A 19,474-nucleotide genomic window follows, 5' to 3' on the forward strand; every position below is an offset into this window, starting at 1 on the left:
ACAGAAGGTATAAGTTCCCCACCAAAAATCAGGAGGGGAACTTATTTTCTTACGGATCCAATGATTACTGACTAAACATTTCCCGCAACCAACCCGGAGCTTCTTCTCCATTCTCCTCTATCGGCTGTTGCACCGACTGCTGGCATAAGCCCTCTGGATTGTCTGTCCAAACCGGCAATATCCTGATGCCATTACCAGCGCAGTTGAAACTTCCATCTTCATTGACCGACATATCCACAATACCTTCCGGTGGACGGTTGTTCAGCATCAGTGGCGTTTCATTTTCCAAGTAACGGCGGTAAATCGTCATCGCCCCCGTCGCGCCCGTCAAATTGGTTGGGCCATTGTTATCGCGCCCTGTCCAGACAATTGTGACTTCTTTGCCATCAATTCCCGTAAACCAACTGTCACGAAGATCATTGGTAGTACCGGTTTTCCCCGCCAAATTATATTTGCCGTATTTTCCGGTCAGTGAACGGCCTGTACCCCGTGCCACGCCTTGCTGCATACCATATAGTGTCAGATAAGCAGCCTGTGGCGGCACAGCTCGCTCAGCCTGTGGAAAGCTCTGGTAAACCACGGTACCGTCTTCAGTAATGATAGAACGCAGTGCAGAGAGTTTAGCCCGATTACCGCCACTGCCAATGGTCTGGAACTCTTGCGCCATTTCCATTGGCGTCAGGTTAATCGCGCCCAGCAACATGGCAGGAACCTGCTGGATCTCTTTCGCCGGAATACCCAGTGAAATTAAGGTGCTGGTAATGCGATCCAATCCAACATCCAGCCCCAGATTCACTGTTGAGATATTTATCGAACGTGCCAACGCATCAACCAACATCACCCGTCCGCTGAAGGTACGGCTAAAGTTCCTTGGTTCCCAGGATTTTCCACCCGTCAGAGGGACAGAAATGGGTTCATCTGCCAACCAAGTATTCAGGCGATATTTATCCGGCTGGCTCAATGCGGCCAAATAAGTCGCAGGCTTAGCTAAAGAACCGATTAAGCGGCGGGCATTCAATGCCCGGTTAAATCCTGCATACTGTGGTTGGGCCCCCCCCACCATTGCACGAACTTCACCACTGATGCGATCCACAACCACCATTGCACCTTCAAGGTCTTTGATCTTTCGCGTTTTTCGCAGAGCGGCGACACCTTCCTCCACCGATTTTTCTGCCGCATCCTGTGAAACAGGGTCTAAGGTAGTAAAGATTTTTACACCTGATAAATCATTAACTTTATCACCTAACTTTTCCTGTAATTCCTGACGCACTAACTGCATAAACGCAGGTTGTGGCGTAATACTCTCACTTTTAGGTTTTACGCCCAGTGAGCGGACACTCAACAAGTCATAATCCTTTTGTGTGATGACGTTCCGGTTCTGAAGAATTTTCAGAACGATATTCCGGCGTTCCAGTGCTTTTTTAGGATTGCGCCACGGGTTATATACCGATGCCCCTTTAACCATCCCCACCAGCAAAGCCTGCTGATCCAGCGTTAATTCACCAATCGGGCTGCCAAAGTAGTACTGGCTCGCTAACGGGAAGCCATGGATCTGTTCATCGCCACTCTGCCCCAAAAAGACTTCGTTCAAATACAGTTCAAGAATGCGATCTTTGCCATAACGTGCATCCATCAACATTGCCATCAGCGCTTCATTCGCTTTACGGGTCAAAGTACGCTCATTGGAGAGAAACAGGTTTCTCACCAGCTGCTGAGTCAACGTACTGCCTCCCTGAACAGTACGCCCCGCGGTCAAATTAGCCAACGCAGCGCGGATAATGGATATTGGCCTGATTCCGCCATGTTCATAGAAATAACGATCTTCTGTTTCCAACAAAATCTGAACCAGTGAATCAGGAAAACCTTCACGCGGGACAAACAGACGTTGTTCGCCATTCGCCGACTGCATCATCGTAATCAGTTTTGGATCAAGGCGGAAGAAACCAAACTGCCGCTGGTTTTCTACGTTTTCGATGCTAGTAAGATGATTGTTTTCAAAGGACAATCTGGCCTGGATCTGATTTTCCTGACCATCAGGGAAATCAAATGAACGACGCAGAAGTTCAATATTGTTTCCCTTGAGTACAAATTCACCCGCACGGGTTATTTTTGTCACTTTCCGGTACTGCATACCTTCCAGCAAATGAATCATTTCGTCCTTGCTGTAATTCATGCCCGGTTCAAGATTGACCATCCGACCATACACTGCGGCGGGCAAATCCCAGACTTTACCATCAATGCGCTGGCGGATTTTGTTATCCAGATAGAAGCCATAAATAACAATAAATACCACCAGCACAATAAAGATTTTCAACAGCAGCCATAAAATCCAATTCCCTCTGCTCCTTGATGCCTGAGTCTTGGATGGGCGGGTATTTCTCCCTTTTTTGGTCATGACTTCGTCCTCATCGTCGTCAAAATCATCATTTTCATAATCATCATAGTCATCCCGCCGATTGCGCTTTTTTGATGTTCGCCCACGACGAAGTCCTGATTTTTTACCCTTACGTCCGATTGGCTGACGATCATCATCAGACATACCGAATTCTCCACATATTTATTTAAGGCAATTGTATGAATAAAAATTCGATTACATATATTTTTTCACCTGCCTTGTTGGCGCAGTATTGGCAGGATCATCTGGCCATAAGTGTTTAGGATAGCGCCCTTTCATCTCTTTTTGCACTTCACGGTAGGCTCCCCGCCAAAATGCAGCAAGATCTTGTGTTATCTGCAATGGTCGATGGGCAGGAGACAACAACTCAATGACAACCAGAATTCGTCCTTTCGCCAATACTGGATTTTGCTGCTCCCCATACATTTCCTGCATCCTGACAGACAAAACAGGCGGCTTATCACTAAAATACTGGATAGTGATCCTGCTTCCAGTTGGCACAGTGTAATTAGTAGGCAATTCATTATCCAGCATTTGCCGTTGCTGCCAGTCAAGTAACCCCATCAGACAAGTTGATAATTCAATCTGACGTAATCCTTTCAAGTCAATAACGCCTCCCAGTGCAGGAAGCAGCCACTGTTCGAGGGAATTCAGCAAAGCGGTGTCATCAACCGCAGGCCATTCTACTTCTGGCAGCCATTCTGTTGCCCTTTGTAAGCGTGTGCGCAACTGTAATGCTTCTGATGACCAATTCAATGCCGACACACCTTCCTGCCGAATCCAATTCAGCAAAGCATCATGTAATTCTGCTTCCGACGGTTTTGCCAAAGGCTGTGCTCTGACGATTAAACGTCCGCACTGCAAACGCCGCCATGCACGCAGCGAACCTTTACTATCATCCCACTCGACGGCTGTATGTTCAGTAAACAGAGACGGCGATTGCCGTACAATCTGTTCGATATTTAATGAACAGGCAAGTAAAATCCGGGCATCGGGGCTTTTACTGCCCTGCAGTAATAAAGGAGCAATCAACCAAGACTCTCCCGAAAGGGGTTCTTCACGTTCCAGTTCGATCCCCAATCCATTGGCTAACTGAAAACGCCCAAAATTATCACGGTTTTTGGCTATCCGATCTGGAAATCCCTGCACCAATAATTCAGGTACCAGCCTGAGATTAATATTTTCATCACAACCATCAAAGCGCGGCTTTTTATCTTTGTCCGCAACATTTCTGATCAGTTGGTTAGCCCTTTGCCGCCAGTGGCGCTGGTTTGATGTCATCCAATAAATAAGATCAGGTTGCCCGTGACGCGGCGGTTCTTCCAAAATAGCAACCAATTTTGCTGCGGTTGTCAGCACTGCGCTATTCTGTTCTTTATCCGCATACTCTTTACCAGCAGACAGAATAGCCGCCAAACGCGGCTCACTGCCGGATTCCGCCATTTGCCGACCACGGGCAGTCAATTGTTGTTTCTCATCCAATGCCCCCAATTTTAGCAGTAAGGATTGCGCAACGGCCAAAGCCGGTTGCGGCGGATTATCCAGCCAATGAAGCTGAGAACTGTCACGGCACCCCCATTGCAATAAAGAAAGCAACAGACTGCTCAGATCTGAATGCAGGATCTCCGGCTCGCTGTATTCTGTAGCTCTTTCCGCCTGCTCCTGACTAAATAAATGCCAGCAAATACCAGACTCTAATCGGCCGGCACGCCCTGCCCGCTGAACCATTGATGCCTGGCTGATTCTCTGGGTAATCAAACGAGTCAAGCCATGTTTTGGTTCAAATCGGCTGGTACGCTCAAGACCGCTATCGACCACCAGACGAATGCCTTCAATCGTTAAACTGGTTTCAGCAATGTTGGTTGCCAGCACAACTTTACGCATTCCCGCTGGAGCCGGAGCTATTGCCTTGTGTTGGTCTGATAACGATAGCGCGCCGTATAGCGGACACAATAACGTATCGTCATTGATCTTACCTTCCAAGTGTGAAAAAACACGCTGAATCTCCCCAACACCAGGCAAAAACAGCAACAATGAACCCGCCTCTTGCTGCAATAAACGTAATACCGCCGACGCAACAGATTGCTCAAAAGACTGATGGGCAGAAAGCGGATGATATGATCTCTCGACCGGATAACTGCGTCCTTCTGACACAATCACTGGTACGTCCGGCAATAAAGAAGAAAGACGCTGATTATCCAATGTCGCTGACATCACTAAGATACGCAGATCGTCGCGCAATCCTTCCTGCACATCCAGCAACAACGCCAGTGCCAGATCGGCCTGTAAACTGCGTTCATGAAATTCATCAAGGATCACGAGAGAGACATCACTCAATTCGGGATCTTGCTGAAACATTCGCGTTAAAATCCCCTCCGTCACAACTTCAAGCCGTGTAGAAGCACTGACTTTAGTGTCTGAACGCATCCGATAACCCACAGTCATCCCAACAGGTTCATTCAGTTGTTCAGCAAGGCGCTCAGCGACTCTGCGTGCGGCAATGCGCCGTGGTTCCAACATAATAATACGACCGGGCAATTGTGCCTGATTTAAAATCGCCAGTGGCATTCCTGTCGATTTTCCGGCTCCTGTTGGCGCATGTAACAGCACCTGTTTCGACGTTTGCAATTCATCAATAACTGATTCCACTACATCATAAACGGGTAATGAGTTATAAGTTGGTAATAACAAAGAATCACCATAATGGATTAACTTTCAATAAGTGCCATTGTAGCATTGGCACATTTGATTTTGGTTATGAAGGAAGGTTTATGGAATTTTCACCCGCTCTAAAGTCCGCTATTTTAATTCGCCGTTATAAACGCTTTCTTGCGGATGTCCTTACGCCAGAAGGAGAAACGCTCACTATACATTGTGCCAATACTGGCGCAATGACAGGCTGTGCTACACCGGGAGATACCGTGTGGTATTCCACATCGGACAATCCCAAACGCAAATATCCGAATAGCTGGGAGCTGACTCAGACTCAAACTGGCCACTGGATCTGTGTCAATACGCTCAGAGCCAATGAGTTGGCCTATCAGGCCATTGAAAATAATGTAATTTCGGAATTATCCGGTTATGAACACATCAATCGTGAAGTGGGCTATGGAAAAGAGAAAAGCCGCATAGATTTATTGTTACAGTCAAAACAAAGAGTTAATTGTTATATTGAAGTAAAGTCAGTGACATTATTAGAGGGGAATTATGGTTTTTTCCCCGATACCGTAACAATTCGAGGGCAAAAACATTTACGTGAGCTATCATTGATAGCACAACAAGGTCAGCGTGCTGTCCTGTTATTTGTCGTTTTACACTCTGGAGTCAGTCAGGTTACGGCAGCAAAACATATTGACCATGATTATGCTTTTCTTTTGGAACAAGCGTGTAATTCTGGAGTCGAAATAATTTGTTATAAGGCCAATATGACAGAAAACAGGATGGTTATAAGTGACAAATTACCTTTTTTATCAATAGGATAATTTGTAAACAGATCATACTGGCGAGAGTGGTTTTGCAATATATTTAAGCAGTAAACATGTCTGTCTTCACACCATTGCAAAACTAATGGCAGGAACAATTGCCAACCTCGCAGTCATCTGTTATTTATAGCGGCCTATTTTTTTCCCCCCTGCTGTTGGGGGGGTCGTTTGATAGTGCGTGTGTAAGGAGAAGCATTATGCAAGAAGGGCAAAAACGCAAAACCTCGTCCTTGAGCATTCTCGCCATCGCTGGGGTAGAACCTTACCAGGAAAAGCCAGGCGAAGAATACATGAACGATGCCCAGTTAGAGCATTTCAAGCTGATTCTGGAAGCATGGCGCAATCAACTCAGGGATGAAGTAGACCGTACTGTATCTCATATGCAAGATGAGGCAGCGAACTTCCCTGATCCAGTTGACCGTGCGGCGCAAGAAGAAGAGTTCAGTCTTGAATTACGTAATCGGGATCGTGAGCGTAAATTGATCAAAAAGATCGAGAAAACGCTGAAAAAAGTTGAAGAAGACGACTTCGGCTATTGTGAATCCTGTGGGGTTGAAATCGGCATCCGCCGTTTAGAAGCTCGCCCAACAGCCGATTTATGTATTGACTGTAAAACGTTAGCCGAAATTCGCGAAAAGCAAATGGCTGGCTAACCAATAGGGCTAAATACGGCGCCCAATGGCGCCGTATGCTCCCTATAATGATCCTGATATGACTCAATCTGAACATTCTTCGTTATATGTTGGGCGATTCGCTCCATCTCCTTCAGGTGATCTTCATTTCGGTTCCCTCGTCACAGCTTTGGGCAGTTATCTGCAAGCCCGTGCCTGTCACGGAAAATGGCTGATGCGTATTGATGATATCGATCCTCCCAGAGAAATTTCCGGAGCAGCCTGTCGGATATTGAAATCCCTTGAACATTATGGGTTCTGCTGGGATGGGGATGTTCTTTATCAATCCCAACGTCATGAAGCCTACCGTGCCATCCTTAATCAATTAAAACAGCAGCAAAAGAGCTATCGCTGTGCTTGTAGCCGCCAGCGCATTCAGCAATTGGGCGGTTTTTATGATGGTCACTGCCAACATTTGCATCTATCCGAGCACCATGCCGCAATCCGTCTGAAGCAACACCATCCGGTATATGGTTTTCGCGATAAATTACAGGGTTACATCACCGTTCCCGCAGCGATGGCGAAAGAAGATTTCATCATTCATCGCAAAGATAGTTTATTCGCCTATAATCTTGTCGTTGTTATTGATGATAACTATCAGGGCATCACTGAAATTGTCAGGGGAGCCGATTTAATTGAACCAACAGTCCGCCAGCTTTCTCTGTATCAGCATTTGAATTTTAAAACGCCAGATTATGTACATTTGCCTCTCGTACTTAATAAAGAGGGAATTAAACTCTCTAAGCAAAATCATGCCCAACCGATTCCTTTGGGTGATCCAAGGCCATTGCTTATTGATGCGCTATCATTTTTAAATCAACCCATTATCGCGGGCTGGCAAGACCTCACCACATATCAATTGCTACAGCAGGCTATCGTTGGTTGGAATATAAATGTGGTTCCGCCTAAAAACATAACCAATCGCTAATTTAAATAAAGTGTTTCTATTGGCATTGTAAGCATTCTCAAAAAATGTCCAGTAAGTTATGATTGGCGGCTGTTTTTTGTTTTAATTGATTAGTCACTATCGAGGTGTACCATTTTTAACCGAGTAGCAACTTTCTGCCGTAATCTGTTGATCCGTGATAACGGGGTAAAAAGCAACACACAGGTAGTCAGTGAAAGGCCAGTCACCGTATCTGACCGTTCTGCTCAAACAGAGAGCAGTTCTCCGCGCAAACGCCGCAGAGGAAATAATTCATCTTCATCACATGCCTATAAAGACAAAATGAAGAAAAAATCCGTAAAGGCAAAGCCTTCGGACTCCCCGATCACTGTGATCCCACGGGAGCAGCATCCAATCTCACGCAAGGATATCAGTGATAATGCACTGAAGGTTCTGTATCGCCTGAATAAATCAGGTTTTCAAGCTTATCTGGTCGGTGGCGGGGTTCGTGACTTACTGCTGCATAAAAAACCCAAAGATTTCGATATAGCGACCAATGCTACGCCAGAGCAAGTTCGTAAGCTATTCCGTAACTGCCGCCTTGTCGGACGGCGCTTTCGACTTGCCCATATCATGTTTGGGCCTGATGTGATTGAAGTAGCCACCTTCCGCGGGCCTCACGATCAAGTTGAAAGCAACGACCGGAATCAATCACATAAAGCACAGAGCGGCATGTTACTACGCGATAATATCTTCGGTTCAGTCGAAGAGGATGCCGTTCGTCGCGATTTTACGATCAATAGTCTCTACTATGGCATTGAAGATTTCGCCCTGCGGGATTATGTCGGCGGGATAGCAGATATGGAAGCAGGCATCATTCGCCTTATTGGTGATCCTGAAACCCGGTATCGGGAAGATCCTGTCCGTATGCTGCGTGCCGTCCGTTTCGCCAGCAAGCTGAACATGACTATCGAGCCGGCGACTGCTGAACCGATCTCTCGCCTTGCGTTCCTGTTGAGCGATATTCCATCAGCGCGCCTGTTCGAAGAGTCTCTTAAGTTATTACAGTCAGGGCAAGGCTACAGCACCTATAAACTGCTTTGTGAATATCATTTGTTCCAACCACTGTTTCCTTTGATTCAACGTGGTTTCAGCCACGGTGGTCATTCACCAATGGAAAAATTGCTGGTGCAGGTGCTGAAAAACACTGACCACCGCATCCAGAACGATCAACGAGTGAATCCCGCGTTCTTATTCGCAGCCATGCTGTGGTATCCGTTGATTGAGCATGCAGAGAAACTGTCACAGGAAGGCGGATTACAGTATTATGATGCTTTTGCGCTAGCAATGAATGACATACTTGATGAACAGTGTCGCTCGATTGCTATTCCAAAACGCTATACTACAACCATGCGCGATATTTGGTTACTCCAGCTTCGCCTGCCGCGTCGTCAAGGAAAGCGGGCAAATAAACTAATGGAACATCCGAAATTCCGTGCTGCATATGATTTACTGGAATTGCGTGCCAGCATTGAGCCGCGCTATGAACTGAAAGAACTGGTACATTGGTGGGCAGAATTTCAACAGTCAACGCCTCCCCAACAACGCTCAATGATCTCAGCGCTGGGCAGTGAACTCATTCGCCGCAAAACACGTCCCCGCCGTGTTGGACGCATTCGCCAGAATAGGAACAATAGCTAATATGACGCGTGTTTATATCGCTATTGGCAGCAATCTGTCCTCTCCTTTGCAGCAAGTCGATAACGCTCTTGCTGCTCTGGTAATGATCCCTGACACTACTTTTGTTGCCCGATCATCTTATTATCGAACCAAACCAATGGGACCACAGGATCAACCCGATTTCCTCAACCTTGCCGTCGCACTGGATACTCAATTGCCAGCAGAAACATTGCTTGATCACACTCAGGCAATCGAACTGGCACAGGGCCGGGTTCGCAAAGATGAGCGTTGGGGACCAAGAACGCTCGATCTGGATATCATGTTGTTTGGTGACCATATAATCAATACTGAACGCCTGATTATTCCCCATTATGGTTTGAAACAGCGCGAATTTATGCTTTATCCACTCGCAGAAATTGCTCCAGACCTTGTATTCCCCGATGGAGAAATATTGGCAGAACGATTAAAGCAAGTTCCAAAAAATGACCTGACTTTTTGGTTGGATACCCAATAAATTTCGAATAGCAACACAACCAACAACAAAGCAACAACTTGAAAAATAATGGGGATAACTATTCAGGGGATAACAACTCAGGAGAATATAATGAAACCAATAACTCTGGCTGACCTGCGCCAGCTAAAAAAAGAAAAACACAAGTTTGCGACTATCACCGCTTACGATGCCAGTTTCGCCCAGCTTTTCGCCGAACAGGGCATTAATGTCATGCTCATTGGTGATTCACTCGGTATGACTGTACAAGGATTTGACTCTACCTTGCCTGTCACCGTTGAAGATATCTCTTACCACACCCGAAGCGTTCGCACTGGTGTCTCTCACGCTTTTCTTATCGCAGATATGCCCTTCATGAGTTATGCCACCCCAGAACAAAGTTTTGACAATGCAGCAGTATTAATGCGGGCAGGAGCCAATATGGTCAAAATTGAGGGTGGAGACTGGCTGTGTGATACCGTTAAGATGCTGACCGAGCGTGCCGTTCCGGTCTGTGGACACTTGGGGCTGACACCACAATCGGTCAATGTACTTGGTGGTTATAAAGTTCAGGGACGCAGTGAAGATTCTGCCCAGAAATTACTTAATGATGCCATTGCATTGGAAAAAGCGGGTATGCAGTTACTCGTACTGGAATGCGTTCCGACCGAATTGGCAAGACGTGTTACCGAAGCGCTGGAAATTCCGGTCATTGGCATTGGAGCCGGTAACCTGACTGACGGACAAATTTTAGTTATGCACGATGCTCTGGGTATCACTGCAAGAGCACCTAAATTTGCCAAAGATTTCCTCAAAGAAACAGGTAATATACGGGATGCCATCCGTCTGTATATCGAACAGGTAGAAAGCGGTATCTATCCCAGCGAAGAACACTCATTCAAGTAATTATTCCCAGCATGACTGCTAATTAAAGGAGTACAGCAATGCTGATTATAGAAACCATCCCTCTTTTGCGCCGTGAAATCCGCCGTTGGCATCAGGCAGGCAAACGCATAGCCTTTGTTCCTACTATGGGTAATCTGCATGATGGCCACATGGCACTGGTTGATACCGCCAAAGCACAAGCCGATGTCGTTATTGTCAGTATCTTCGTCAATCCGATGCAATTTGACCGAAAAGACGATCTGGTCAATTACCCACGAACTTTGCAGGAAGATTGCGAGAAATTGAACCTTCGCAAGGTTGAACTTGTTTTCGCTCCCGGTGCCAGTGAAATGTATCCCAATGACTTAAATGACAACCAGACTTTTGTCGAAGTGCCGGAGCTTTCTTATATGCTCGAAGGCACCCACCGCCCGGGCCATTTCCGCGGTGTCACCACGGTTGTCAGTAAATTGTTTAATCTGATCCAACCTGATCTCGTTTATTTCGGTGAAAAAGACTTTCAGCAATTAAAAATTATCCGCCAAATGATTGCAGATATGGCTTACGACATTACGCTGATTCCCGTGCCTATTGTCCGTGATAAAAACGGATTGGCATTGAGCTCACGTAATAATCTCCTGTCTGATGAGGAGAAAAAAATTGCACCTTTGCTGAATAAAATTATGCAGTCTATCGCAGAAAAATTGCAGCATGGTGAACAAAATACAGAACAATTAATTGAATTGGCATCTGCACACCTGCGGGAAGCAGGTTTTATGCCGGATGAGTTGTTTATCCGCGATGCAGAAAATCTGGCTCCACTGACAACACAAAGCAAAAAAGCCGTGATCCTGATGGCTGCATGGTTAGGACAAACACGATTGATTGATAATCAGCAAGTTGATTTGGCTATCTGATTTTTCATTGTGGAATATGTGTATACCCAATGTGTTTCGAGATATAACGCAACGGTAAGAGAGCGAAAAATTCGTCGGGAACGCATTTGCCCAGCCAAAGGCTGGCCTCTGGTAAGAGGCAGGAGCCTCTCATTAATCCCCAGTCAAATAGCTAACTATGTGACTGGGGTGGATCGGAGTATTACATTTTTATTGTTAAGTTCTCAAACCCCGGCCTGATTCAATTAAATACCAAGCCAACCCATAGAATCCGATAATAAATGCGCCCAACATGCCTAACGTCATCCCCAGTGAAACATCAGCAATACCGAGAAAACCATAACGAAAGCCACTGACCATATAGACTATCGGGTTCAGCTTCGATACAACCTGCCAAAAGGCAGGCAACAGGGTAAGCGAATAAAATACACCACCCAAGTAAGTCAGAGGGGTCAGAACAAAGGTAGGGATAATGCTGATATCATCGAAAGTCTTCGCAAAAATAGCATTTAACAACCCAGCCAACGAAAATAGAATGGAAGTTGCCAACAAGGTAATGACAATCATTCCCCATGAATGCATCTGTAGCGGTATAAACAATAGGGAAACCAGTGTCACCAGTATTCCAACACAAATACCACGCGCTACTCCGCCGCCAACAAACCCAGCAATAATAATATGGGTTGGAACCGGCGCAACCAGCAGTTCTTCAATACTGCGCTGGAACTTAGCACCAAAGAACGATGAAGAGACATTTGAGTAGGAGTTGGTGATCACTGACATCATAATCAACCCCGGCACAATAAACTGCATATAATCCACTCCACCCATTTCACCAATACGGGAACCAACCAAATTACCGAAGATGACAAAATAAAGGGACATGGTGATCACAGGCGGCAGTAATGTCTGTACCCAGATACGCCCAAAGCGAGTGATTTCTTTAATCCAGATGGTTTTCAGAGCCACCCAATACAGTTGGATCATGCTCTCTCTCCTTGATTATTATTGGTCAAACCAACAAACAGTTCTTCAAGGCGATTCGCCTTATTACGCATACTGCTGATTTGAATACCCTGCGTATTCAGTTGGGAGAAAATATCATTCAATCCCTGCCCACGTTTTACATCCACTTCCAGTGTTGTGGTATCGACCAAACGATAATCGTAACCTTCAATGACAGGCATTGTTCCTTTCTCTGCTAAATCGAACAAGAACGTCTCCACTTCGAGTTGGCTGAGCAGATCTTTCATGCTGGTATTCTCGACCAATTCACCATGCTGAATAATGCCGATATTTCGGCATAGCATTTCGGCTTCTTCCAGATAATGAGTCGTCAGAATGATAGTGGTTCCCTGCGAATTCAGATCTTTCAAATACTCCCACATAGATCTGCGCAGTTCGATATCGACCCCCGCCGTAGGTTCATCAAGGATCAGCAACTTCGGTTGGTGCATAAGAGCACGGGCAATCATCAGGCGCCGTTTCATGCCGCCAGACAAACGGATGGCCCGTACGTTACGCTTCTCCCATAAATCCAGTTGAGTAAGATAAGTTTTAGCCCGATCCTGTGCCACATGACGCGGAACACCATAATATCCCGCCTGATTCAGTACAATTTGAATCACTGTCTCGAATGGATTGAAATTAAATTCTTGTGGAACAAGACCAAGTTGCCGTTTGGCATTAACGAGATTTGTATCAATATCGTAGCCAAATACTTTGGCCTGACCGCTGCTCTTATTAACCAATGAACTGATAATACCAATTGTGGTGGATTTCCCAGCGCCATTTGGCCCCAAGAGCGCGTAGAAATCTCCCGCTTCGACATGCAAATCAATTCCCCGCAGTGCTTTCACCCCCCCTTCATAGGTCTTCGTGAGCTGCGTTAATTCCAGTGCATAAACCATAAGTAAAAGACACCTTTATTTTTTACTATTTTTGAGTGTAAGATGGAAATTATGCCATTATTTTTCCTGTATTTCTTTGCAATGACAGGGATCAAATAAAAAACATTCTTCAATTAAATATTAAATTCTCAATTAATGTTGTATATGATTCTATCTCAAAACCGTTGCCAGGCTATTAATTATGATGAGAAAAATTGAAGGGCTGTTTGCCAGGAACAAACAGTGGTCACAATCCGTAAATGAAGAAAATCCTCATTTTTTCAAGGAATTATCAAAAGCACAAAAACCTCATTTTCTATGGATAGGCTGTTCTGATAGCCGAGTTCCTGCTGAAAAATTGATAGATGCCGCACCTGGTGATCTTTTTGTTCACCGAAATGTCGCTAATCTGGTTATCCATACCGATTTAAACTGTTTATCAGTTGTACAATATGCTGTTGATGCTTTGCAGGTTGAACACATCATCATTTGTGGCCACTACGGCTGCGGTGGAATTGAAGCTGCTGTGAATGGTACTGAATTAGGTTTAATCAATAACTGGCTGCTCCACATTCGCGATTTATGGTACAAGCATAGCTCTATGCTTGGTGAACTACCACCCAACGAACGATTGAATCGCTTGTGCGAATTAAATGTGATTGAACAAGTTTATAACCTCGGTCACTCAACCATTATGCAATCGGCGTGGAAACGTGGGCAGAAAGTAATGATTCACGGGTGGGTATATGGTTTAAAAGATGGCGAGCTGCATGATCTGGATATTACAGCTGACAGCCGTGAAAAACTGGAACTCAATTATCGTCAGGCTATTTCCAAACTTTCTCAAATCAAATGACAACCTATACCCATTGGATTTCAAGATATAAGGTATATACCCTTCATCTTTCAGGTTGCAATTCAAAATCCCTTGGTTATGGAATAGTAGGTTAGTTAAAAAAACAAATGGCAGCTCTCCGCTGCCATTTGCTCACCACTTTAAAAATGATTTCTGCTTACTACAAAATCAATCTTCCAGCAGAGTAACGTGCCCAATATAAGGCAGATGACGGTAATGCTGTGCATAATCAATACCGTAACCGATTACAAACTTATCTTCAATCGAATAACCAACCCACTCAACTGGAACATCGACTTCACGACGAGATGGTTTATTCAGCAAAGTACAAATTGCCAGTGAGTTTGGCCCACGCAGTTCCAAAATCTCACGGATTTTTTTCAGTGTATTGCCTGAATCGATAATATCTTCAACAATCAACACATCTTTACCACGAATATCTTCATCCAAATCTTTAAGGATTTTCACATCGCGGGTAGAACTCATCTCATTGCCATAGCTGGATGCAGTCATAAAATCCACTTCGTGAGGAACCTGTATTTCACGGCATAAATCTGCCATAAAGATAAACGATCCTCTCAACAGACCAACCAGCACGAGTTCACGATCGCTATTGCGATAGTGTTCTGTAATTTGTTGTCCCAGCTCAGCAATACGCTGCTTAATCTCCTGTTCGGAGATCATAACTTCTACAATATGTTTTAGTTCACTCATAACTATTTATTTTTAAACAAAAATTAAAATAAAATCATGTGTCTTTTTACGAAAAGTGATACACCGATTGATATACCTTTCATCACACAAAGACGCACATACACAAAAACATGAGAACAAAATATTTGCAAAGCATATCAGAATTTACCACCTACAGTAAAAGAGGGGTTGAATCTATGACGACCTACAAATATTGTTGCCAGTGAGTAGATCAGAACACTAAACGTTCTGGCCTTGTGATAGGAAGTTGCGATGAATTTCGTCGGAAGGTATTAAAGATTGCGGTTACAGATAGCCAATTGTGACGACGTGCTGCGCACTTAAAATAAATGCAAACTCTTCATACTCAATCTGCCATGTGCCAAAACGCATCAGGAACTTTTGATATTTCCGAAAGGTATCGGTTAGACATCCATGTCCAGATTGGCATGAGTTCATCAGTAATGATGTCTAAGGTTAAATATTCTGTCATCAGGTGGCTCCGGCCAGATGACATCAGGAGCAGTGGAACAGTCGACCCGGTTGAGCAACACTCGGTATTTACGCCATGCAGTGAGTGCAGATTTTTCGGCATTAGTGGCAATACCTAAATAAACGGCATCCTGTAGTGGAGCAATTCGATGGAACACCTCAATTAGCAATTGCCGTTTCTGAGATTCTGTCTGTTGTATTTCGTGCTGATTTTGTGCTTCAACATCCGTCACCCATTGTGTTCCATTCCATTTATCAAAAGGAGTTTTCGGCTCCAGTAGCGTTAGTTCTGTGGGAATATCCCCAATTTCTGTTATCACAATGTGCTTACGCGTCTGAGTATAGTATGCTGTTTTACCCCGGTAATCTGGCACATACTCCCATGATTTGTGGTCAATTGTTCGACAAATCACCTTATTCGGAATTTTGAGCAATTTGGGTTCATCCAGATACGATCCTGCAGATAAAGTAACACCAACAAAGGTTCGTTCCAGTTTTGTTCCAATATATTCCCAGTTTACCATACTCGAGCAATAAACCTGTATCCAGCCGTAGAACAAAGCAAATCCATTTTTATCAAATTGTATCGGTGGTTCTGTAAGTTGAACCATTACCTTCCCCTTACTAAAAATAGCACCGCAACGTTTTTCATCCTATTTTCAGCCGATGTCGGAACAACATAAGATGCACGAAATTCCCGATCCTCATAAATGTAGCCGTTATCCCCAAATGCATCAGAGTAAACGTGGCTTCCCCGACCTTCCTCAATGGTGGAGAATACTCCGGTTGTATTATCGGAAACCTCATCTGTTTTGCGACCACCTGTTCTAATTACTCCTGTAATATCTCTGATAGCATCGGCCTGAAATGATCCCAACTCCCTCCCCGCTTCCGAATCAACTCCTCCGGTTTTATCCCAGCCACGAGGCACATAACCCCGCCAGTCTGGCAGATTGCCCGAAGGATAGTGTTTGAGTAATTCAGGATATTTATCAGGGTCAATTTGTCCACCTTCCATCGGTAAGAAGTTATTCGGATGTGGTAGGTCACTGCACCACATTAAAATACCACCGATGGGAACTGCCAATAACTCAGCATCTTCTTTTTTGATGTGCTGACTCATCAGCATAGTTGTCACATTTTGGCTCATCACAACGTCATTAGATGATCCTACTTGTTGAACAATAGCTGATTTTTGCAAGGCATTTTCCGCCTGATTAACTGTATTTCGTAATCCGAGATTGTTTACAAAAGCATCTTTGCTCGGGATGTCTGCTCCATTCTGCTTTTTCTCCAAATAGTGATTGGAATTATTATTGAGGGCATTTTGATTGGCAGTATTAGCTAGATCATATGCCACTTTCACTGCTTTTGGTGTTGCCGCCATAGTTTCACTATCACTACCTACCTCATTGCTCAGGATAACAAATCCTTTATCTTGTAGTGTTGCATCTGGATGGTTTCGGCTCTGAGCGTGCTCTTCTATTACTTCTTTGGTATATGCCGGTGTTGTAACGAGCACAAGGCTGTTATCGTCTAATACCTTTGGTTCAGATTTTTTATCTTGCATAGTTATTCCCTCATTTAATCAACAATAGATATTGCTAAATAATATGAAGACGATGGGATACTTCTCCGACTGTGAACATCAATAAAATAGGCTCATCAATACCGGAAAATACAGCTTGACTAAATTCAGCTGGTGAATTGCATGTTTTGATGACAGGATGGCATAAAATAACAGATGATGAATTAATTAAATTTATAAATTGGATGATAAGGCTTGGTGTATTCAAAAGTGAAATACTTCACATTGAAAATGGTTGAAATATTAACCATTATAATTCCTTAGCGTATTAATAATGCTCAATATTTCACCATCAGCAATCCTAGCCGGAGAATCCTTTTTAACGCCCTATCCTATCAGAACAAATCCCATTCATTAATGCACCGTTAAATTTTTTAATGATATAAAAAATGGTAATTTTCCCAACTTTAAGGAAATAAAGTTTGGCTAACTGAGATATTAATATGTTAATTTAGGCAAAACGGTAGAAAATCAGTATAATAGAAATTATGCAAAAAATTGCCTTACTCACATACATTCTGGTTTTGTTTGGTTTTGCGCAACCCGCACACGCCCTGACCGAAAATGAAGCTGAAGATCTAGCAGATCTGACAGCGGTCTATATGTACCTGAAATATGACTGTGGCTATAGCCAAATCCCAGATCGTGAGATCAGACGCACAATTATCTATTTTGCCCAACGTAAAAAGCTGGATCTCAGTAATTATGATGGTCAGTTAATGGAAAAACTGAATCAATTAGGATACAACGATTTGAAGGGAATAAACCTGCCCCATGAGGTTAAATGTCGTTCGCTTGCACGGCACTCTCTCAGTCTACTCGCCTATGTAAAATAGCTCCCTTTTAAGGGCATTTCAGATAAATTCCGCGATGCAACTAAATTAATATGGCTGGCTATTATGTATTCCCAATCCCGGTAAACGTCATAATGGAGGAAAATAGTAACATGCCACAAAAAGAAATTTGGTATGAAACATTGCATTCCAATTTCGGCCAGTATTTCCAAGATATACCCAATAAATTTCAAATACAGGGCTATCTCCTTCATCTTTCAAGAGTAGTTTTTGATCGACGCCCCTGCTACACACTTAAACATGTTCCCGAGGATTCGTTTCCTTACCTTCGTGCTACATCTTGCCATCCATCAGGTACAGCACTTTTTATTCTGACGGGACACCCAATACCGTATTCGTGATGATTTCAGCATCATAAATAGTTTTCAAATAATCAAGAGCAGCTTCTTCGTCGACTCCCGAGAAGGCACAAACAGCATCGGACAAAATTTTGATGTCATAACCCCGAATAAATGCACTATAGGCTGTATGCCGGACACAGCAATGGGTATGTTGCCCCGTCAGAACAACTTCTGTAACACCATATTTATCAAAAATCTCTTCCAGATCAGTTCCGTCAAAAGCGCTATAAAAACGCTTGGGAGAAATAATTTCACGCTCTAAACCAATGGGTGCCAATGCTTCGACAACTTCAGCACCCCACGTTCCCTCTAAGGCATGTTTTCCCCAAATATCTATTTCCCGATCACCCACATGATGTGCATCATTGGAGTAGACTATCAACCAATCGGGTCTATTTCTGACATATTCGAGCGTCCGCTGGATCACAGGAATAATTTTCATGACCTTCTCTTCATTGGCGATAACTCCTGTTACAAAATCATTTAACATGTCAATTATGATAAGCCCTTTCATTTGTAAAACCTTCTTTATTTCTATATTAGGATTTTTTGACAAACACAATCAAAAAGAACAATACCTATGTTAGATTAAATATAACTCACTACAGTATAAAAACATTTGTTATACTTTCATTCAAGTAAAAAAGAGAGAACATTAAATTCGTCAGATAAATTATAAATATAATAATTTATTTCCAATAATTCTTATAAAGACGTTGACTAGGGTGAGTAAACATAGTCAACAAATCCACAACTTGAAAGATAACGGGTATAACTACTAATCATTATTGAATATTATTCAGCAATATCCTTTATATAAATAACCGCCATGGCTAGGTGAAAATAGCCATAAGTGACTTTCGCTAGGTTTCAATTTCATATCAACAGCTTGATCATTAGTAAATTTAGTGAATCCCATCCTCGCATAAACATTATCGGAAAGTATTTTACTATTATTTTTCACTGGGACTCTCAGGTTTCCTGAACATCCAAATTCATAAGATTTATTAACCGCTCGTTCTACTAATAAAGAAGCACAATTCTGGATCCCCGGATGAGTAACCAATAAATGTACTTCAGGATAGAGCGGCTCATTCTCTTGAAAAGTATCATATTTATCATAATAAAAGAGGGTTAATAGTAACATACCAATAGGTACACTGCCTATATAGCATACAAAATAATTATATCTATCAGGATGATTCATGATCATTGGCGATTTCTTTAATGTCACAGCCATACCCGATGCCAGGGCACGAGCATACTTTGATTAACATTCAGCCAAAGAAAACTTGGGCGCGGTAATCATCACACCAGCTGGCTTTTTTAAGCTTATTTCTTTGGCTTGGTGCCCCGCAATCACATTGCTTGACCAT

At 43.6% G+C, this 19,474-nt stretch carries 18 protein-coding genes; 9 read left to right on the top strand and 9 right to left on the bottom strand.

Translation table 11 applies throughout. The features are described from left to right. Nucleotides 1-64 precede the first annotated feature (64 nt). Both mrcB and hrpB read right to left on the bottom strand, forming a co-directional pair. Entirely contained in the window at nucleotides 65-2,539 is a 2,475-nt protein-coding gene (gene mrcB, locus AACQ81_RS16725; protein WP_237385710.1) for a bifunctional glycosyl transferase/transpeptidase, read from the bottom strand. A 51-nt stretch (nucleotides 2,540-2,590) separates the two neighbouring features. Then, nucleotides 2,591-5,086, bottom strand: a complete 2,496-nt coding sequence (hrpB, locus tag AACQ81_RS16730) for an ATP-dependent helicase HrpB (protein WP_237385711.1) — start codon at nucleotides 5,084-5,086, stop codon at nucleotides 2,591-2,593. A gap of 80 nt (nucleotides 5,087-5,166) precedes the next feature. Here hrpB and sfsA point away from each other — a divergent pair, with 80 nt between their 5' ends. From sfsA to panC, 7 genes are all read left to right on the top strand, one after another. Then, nucleotides 5,167-5,877 (top strand): DNA/RNA nuclease SfsA, encoded by a 711-nt coding sequence (gene sfsA / locus AACQ81_RS16735; protein ID WP_237385712.1) that lies wholly within the window; start codon nucleotides 5,167-5,169, stop codon nucleotides 5,875-5,877. A 197-nt stretch (nucleotides 5,878-6,074) separates the two neighbouring features. Then, complete coding sequence (gene dksA, locus AACQ81_RS16740; RefSeq protein ID WP_047963537.1) at nucleotides 6,075-6,530, top strand: RNA polymerase-binding protein DksA; 456 nt, start codon at nucleotides 6,075-6,077, stop codon at nucleotides 6,528-6,530. A gap of 25 nt (nucleotides 6,531-6,555) precedes the next feature. After that, nucleotides 6,556-7,476 carry a tRNA glutamyl-Q(34) synthetase GluQRS gene (gene gluQRS, locus AACQ81_RS16745; protein WP_237385713.1) on the top strand — a complete coding sequence of 307 codons (921 nt, stop codon included), beginning with the start codon at nucleotides 6,556-6,558 and terminating at the stop codon, nucleotides 7,474-7,476. 300 nt (nucleotides 7,477-7,776) lie between these two features. Continuing rightward, on the top strand, nucleotides 7,777-9,135 hold the full coding sequence (gene pcnB, locus AACQ81_RS16750; RefSeq protein WP_237385729.1) for a polynucleotide adenylyltransferase PcnB: 1,359 nt from the start codon (nucleotides 7,777-7,779) through the stop codon (nucleotides 9,133-9,135). A 1-nt stretch (nucleotide 9,136) separates the two neighbouring features. Then, a complete protein-coding gene (gene folK, locus AACQ81_RS16755) occupies nucleotides 9,137-9,628 on the top strand; it encodes a 2-amino-4-hydroxy-6-hydroxymethyldihydropteridine diphosphokinase (protein ID WP_237385714.1) in 492 nt (163 codons plus the stop codon). Nucleotides 9,629-9,718: 90 nt separating this feature from the next. After that, nucleotides 9,719-10,510, top strand: a complete 792-nt coding sequence (gene panB, locus AACQ81_RS16760; RefSeq protein ID WP_237385715.1) for a 3-methyl-2-oxobutanoate hydroxymethyltransferase — start codon at nucleotides 9,719-9,721, stop codon at nucleotides 10,508-10,510. A 38-nt stretch (nucleotides 10,511-10,548) separates the two neighbouring features. Further along, entirely contained in the window at nucleotides 10,549-11,406 is an 858-nt protein-coding gene (panC, locus tag AACQ81_RS16765) for a pantoate--beta-alanine ligase (RefSeq protein ID WP_237385716.1), read from the top strand. A gap of 195 nt (nucleotides 11,407-11,601) precedes the next feature. On the opposite strand, the gene AACQ81_RS16770 is transcribed toward panC, so the two are convergent. Both AACQ81_RS16770 and AACQ81_RS16775 read right to left on the bottom strand, forming a co-directional pair. Next, nucleotides 11,602-12,372, bottom strand: a complete 771-nt coding sequence (locus tag AACQ81_RS16770; RefSeq protein WP_237385717.1) for an ABC transporter permease — start codon at nucleotides 12,370-12,372, stop codon at nucleotides 11,602-11,604. Further along, nucleotides 12,369-13,295 (bottom strand): ABC transporter ATP-binding protein, encoded by a 927-nt coding sequence (locus AACQ81_RS16775; protein WP_237385718.1) that lies wholly within the window; start codon nucleotides 13,293-13,295, stop codon nucleotides 12,369-12,371. Before AACQ81_RS16775 ends, AACQ81_RS16770 begins: the two co-directional genes overlap by 4 nt. A 181-nt stretch (nucleotides 13,296-13,476) precedes the next feature. Here AACQ81_RS16775 and can point away from each other — a divergent pair, with 181 nt between their 5' ends. Then, a complete protein-coding gene (gene can, locus AACQ81_RS16780; RefSeq protein ID WP_237385719.1) occupies nucleotides 13,477-14,130 on the top strand; it encodes a carbonate dehydratase in 654 nt (217 codons plus the stop codon). Nucleotides 14,131-14,298: 168 nt separating this feature from the next. Here can and hpt read toward each other — a convergent pair whose 3' ends face one another. From hpt to AACQ81_RS16795, 3 genes are all read right to left on the bottom strand, one after another. After that, on the bottom strand, nucleotides 14,299-14,844 hold the full coding sequence (gene hpt / locus AACQ81_RS16785) for a hypoxanthine phosphoribosyltransferase (RefSeq protein WP_237385720.1): 546 nt from the start codon (nucleotides 14,842-14,844) through the stop codon (nucleotides 14,299-14,301). A gap of 437 nt (nucleotides 14,845-15,281) precedes the next feature. Further along, the gene (locus AACQ81_RS16790; RefSeq protein ID WP_237385721.1) at nucleotides 15,282-15,926 is read right to left on the bottom strand and encodes a tail fiber assembly protein; all 645 of its coding nucleotides are present in this window, start codon (nucleotides 15,924-15,926) and stop codon (nucleotides 15,282-15,284) included. Further along, nucleotides 15,926-16,885, bottom strand: a complete 960-nt coding sequence (locus tag AACQ81_RS16795) for a tail fiber protein (protein WP_237385722.1) — start codon at nucleotides 16,883-16,885, stop codon at nucleotides 15,926-15,928. Before AACQ81_RS16795 ends, AACQ81_RS16790 begins: the two co-directional genes overlap by 1 nt. A 506-nt stretch (nucleotides 16,886-17,391) precedes the next feature. On the opposite strand from AACQ81_RS16795, the gene AACQ81_RS16800 reads away from it, so the two are divergent. Further along, nucleotides 17,392-17,739: a YacC family pilotin-like protein gene (locus AACQ81_RS16800; RefSeq protein ID WP_237385723.1), complete on the top strand. Its 348-nt coding sequence runs from the start codon at nucleotides 17,392-17,394 to the stop codon at nucleotides 17,737-17,739. Between the two features lie 324 nt (nucleotides 17,740-18,063). Here the strand turns inward: AACQ81_RS16800 and AACQ81_RS16805 are convergent, their stop codons facing one another. Continuing rightward, a complete protein-coding gene (locus tag AACQ81_RS16805; RefSeq protein ID WP_237385724.1) occupies nucleotides 18,064-18,612 on the bottom strand; it encodes a cysteine hydrolase family protein in 549 nt (182 codons plus the stop codon). A 285-nt stretch (nucleotides 18,613-18,897) separates the two neighbouring features. Continuing rightward, nucleotides 18,898-19,338, bottom strand: coding sequence for a hypothetical protein (locus tag AACQ81_RS16810; RefSeq protein ID WP_237385725.1), 441 nt, complete (start codon nucleotides 19,336-19,338; stop codon nucleotides 18,898-18,900). Nucleotides 19,339-19,474 lie beyond the last annotated feature (136 nt).

Origin of the sequence: Xenorhabdus sp. Sc-CR9, from assembly GCF_963897815.1 — a bacterium.
Taxonomy (GTDB): Bacteria; Pseudomonadota; Gammaproteobacteria; order Enterobacterales; family Enterobacteriaceae; genus Xenorhabdus.

Bases quoted from the DNA above. Each gene is read 5' to 3' on its own strand.
- panC (WP_237385716.1), top strand. From the start codon at position 10,549: ATGCTGATTATAGAAACCATCCCTCTTTTGCGCCGTGAAATCCGCCGT.
- gluQRS (WP_237385713.1), top strand. From the start codon at position 6,556: ATGGCGCCGTATGCTCCCTATAATGATCCTGATATGACTCAATCTGAA.
- mrcB (WP_237385710.1), bottom strand. From the start codon at position 2,539: ATGTCTGATGATGATCGTCAGCCAATCGGACGTAAGGGTAAAAAATCA.
- AACQ81_RS16790 (WP_237385721.1), bottom strand. From the start codon at position 15,926: ATGGTTCAACTTACAGAACCACCGATACAATTTGATAAAAATGGATTT.
- panB (WP_237385715.1), top strand. From the start codon at position 9,719: ATGAAACCAATAACTCTGGCTGACCTGCGCCAGCTAAAAAAAGAAAAA.
- AACQ81_RS16775 (WP_237385718.1), bottom strand. From the start codon at position 13,295: ATGGTTTATGCACTGGAATTAACGCAGCTCACGAAGACCTATGAAGGG.
- hpt (WP_237385720.1), bottom strand. From the start codon at position 14,844: ATGAGTGAACTAAAACATATTGTAGAAGTTATGATCTCCGAACAGGAG.
- AACQ81_RS16810 (WP_237385725.1), bottom strand. From the start codon at position 19,338: ATGGCTGTGACATTAAAGAAATCGCCAATGATCATGAATCATCCTGAT.
- dksA (WP_047963537.1), top strand. From the start codon at position 6,075: ATGCAAGAAGGGCAAAAACGCAAAACCTCGTCCTTGAGCATTCTCGCC.
- pcnB (WP_237385729.1), top strand. From the start codon at position 7,777: ATGAAGAAAAAATCCGTAAAGGCAAAGCCTTCGGACTCCCCGATCACT.
- folK (WP_237385714.1), top strand. From the start codon at position 9,137: ATGACGCGTGTTTATATCGCTATTGGCAGCAATCTGTCCTCTCCTTTG.
- AACQ81_RS16795 (WP_237385722.1), bottom strand. From the start codon at position 16,885: ATGCAAGATAAAAAATCTGAACCAAAGGTATTAGACGATAACAGCCTT.
- AACQ81_RS16770 (WP_237385717.1), bottom strand. From the start codon at position 12,372: ATGATCCAACTGTATTGGGTGGCTCTGAAAACCATCTGGATTAAAGAA.
- AACQ81_RS16800 (WP_237385723.1), top strand. From the start codon at position 17,392: ATGCAAAAAATTGCCTTACTCACATACATTCTGGTTTTGTTTGGTTTT.
- can (WP_237385719.1), top strand. From the start codon at position 13,477: ATGATGAGAAAAATTGAAGGGCTGTTTGCCAGGAACAAACAGTGGTCA.
- sfsA (WP_237385712.1), top strand. From the start codon at position 5,167: ATGGAATTTTCACCCGCTCTAAAGTCCGCTATTTTAATTCGCCGTTAT.
- AACQ81_RS16805 (WP_237385724.1), bottom strand. From the start codon at position 18,612: ATGAAAGGGCTTATCATAATTGACATGTTAAATGATTTTGTAACAGGA.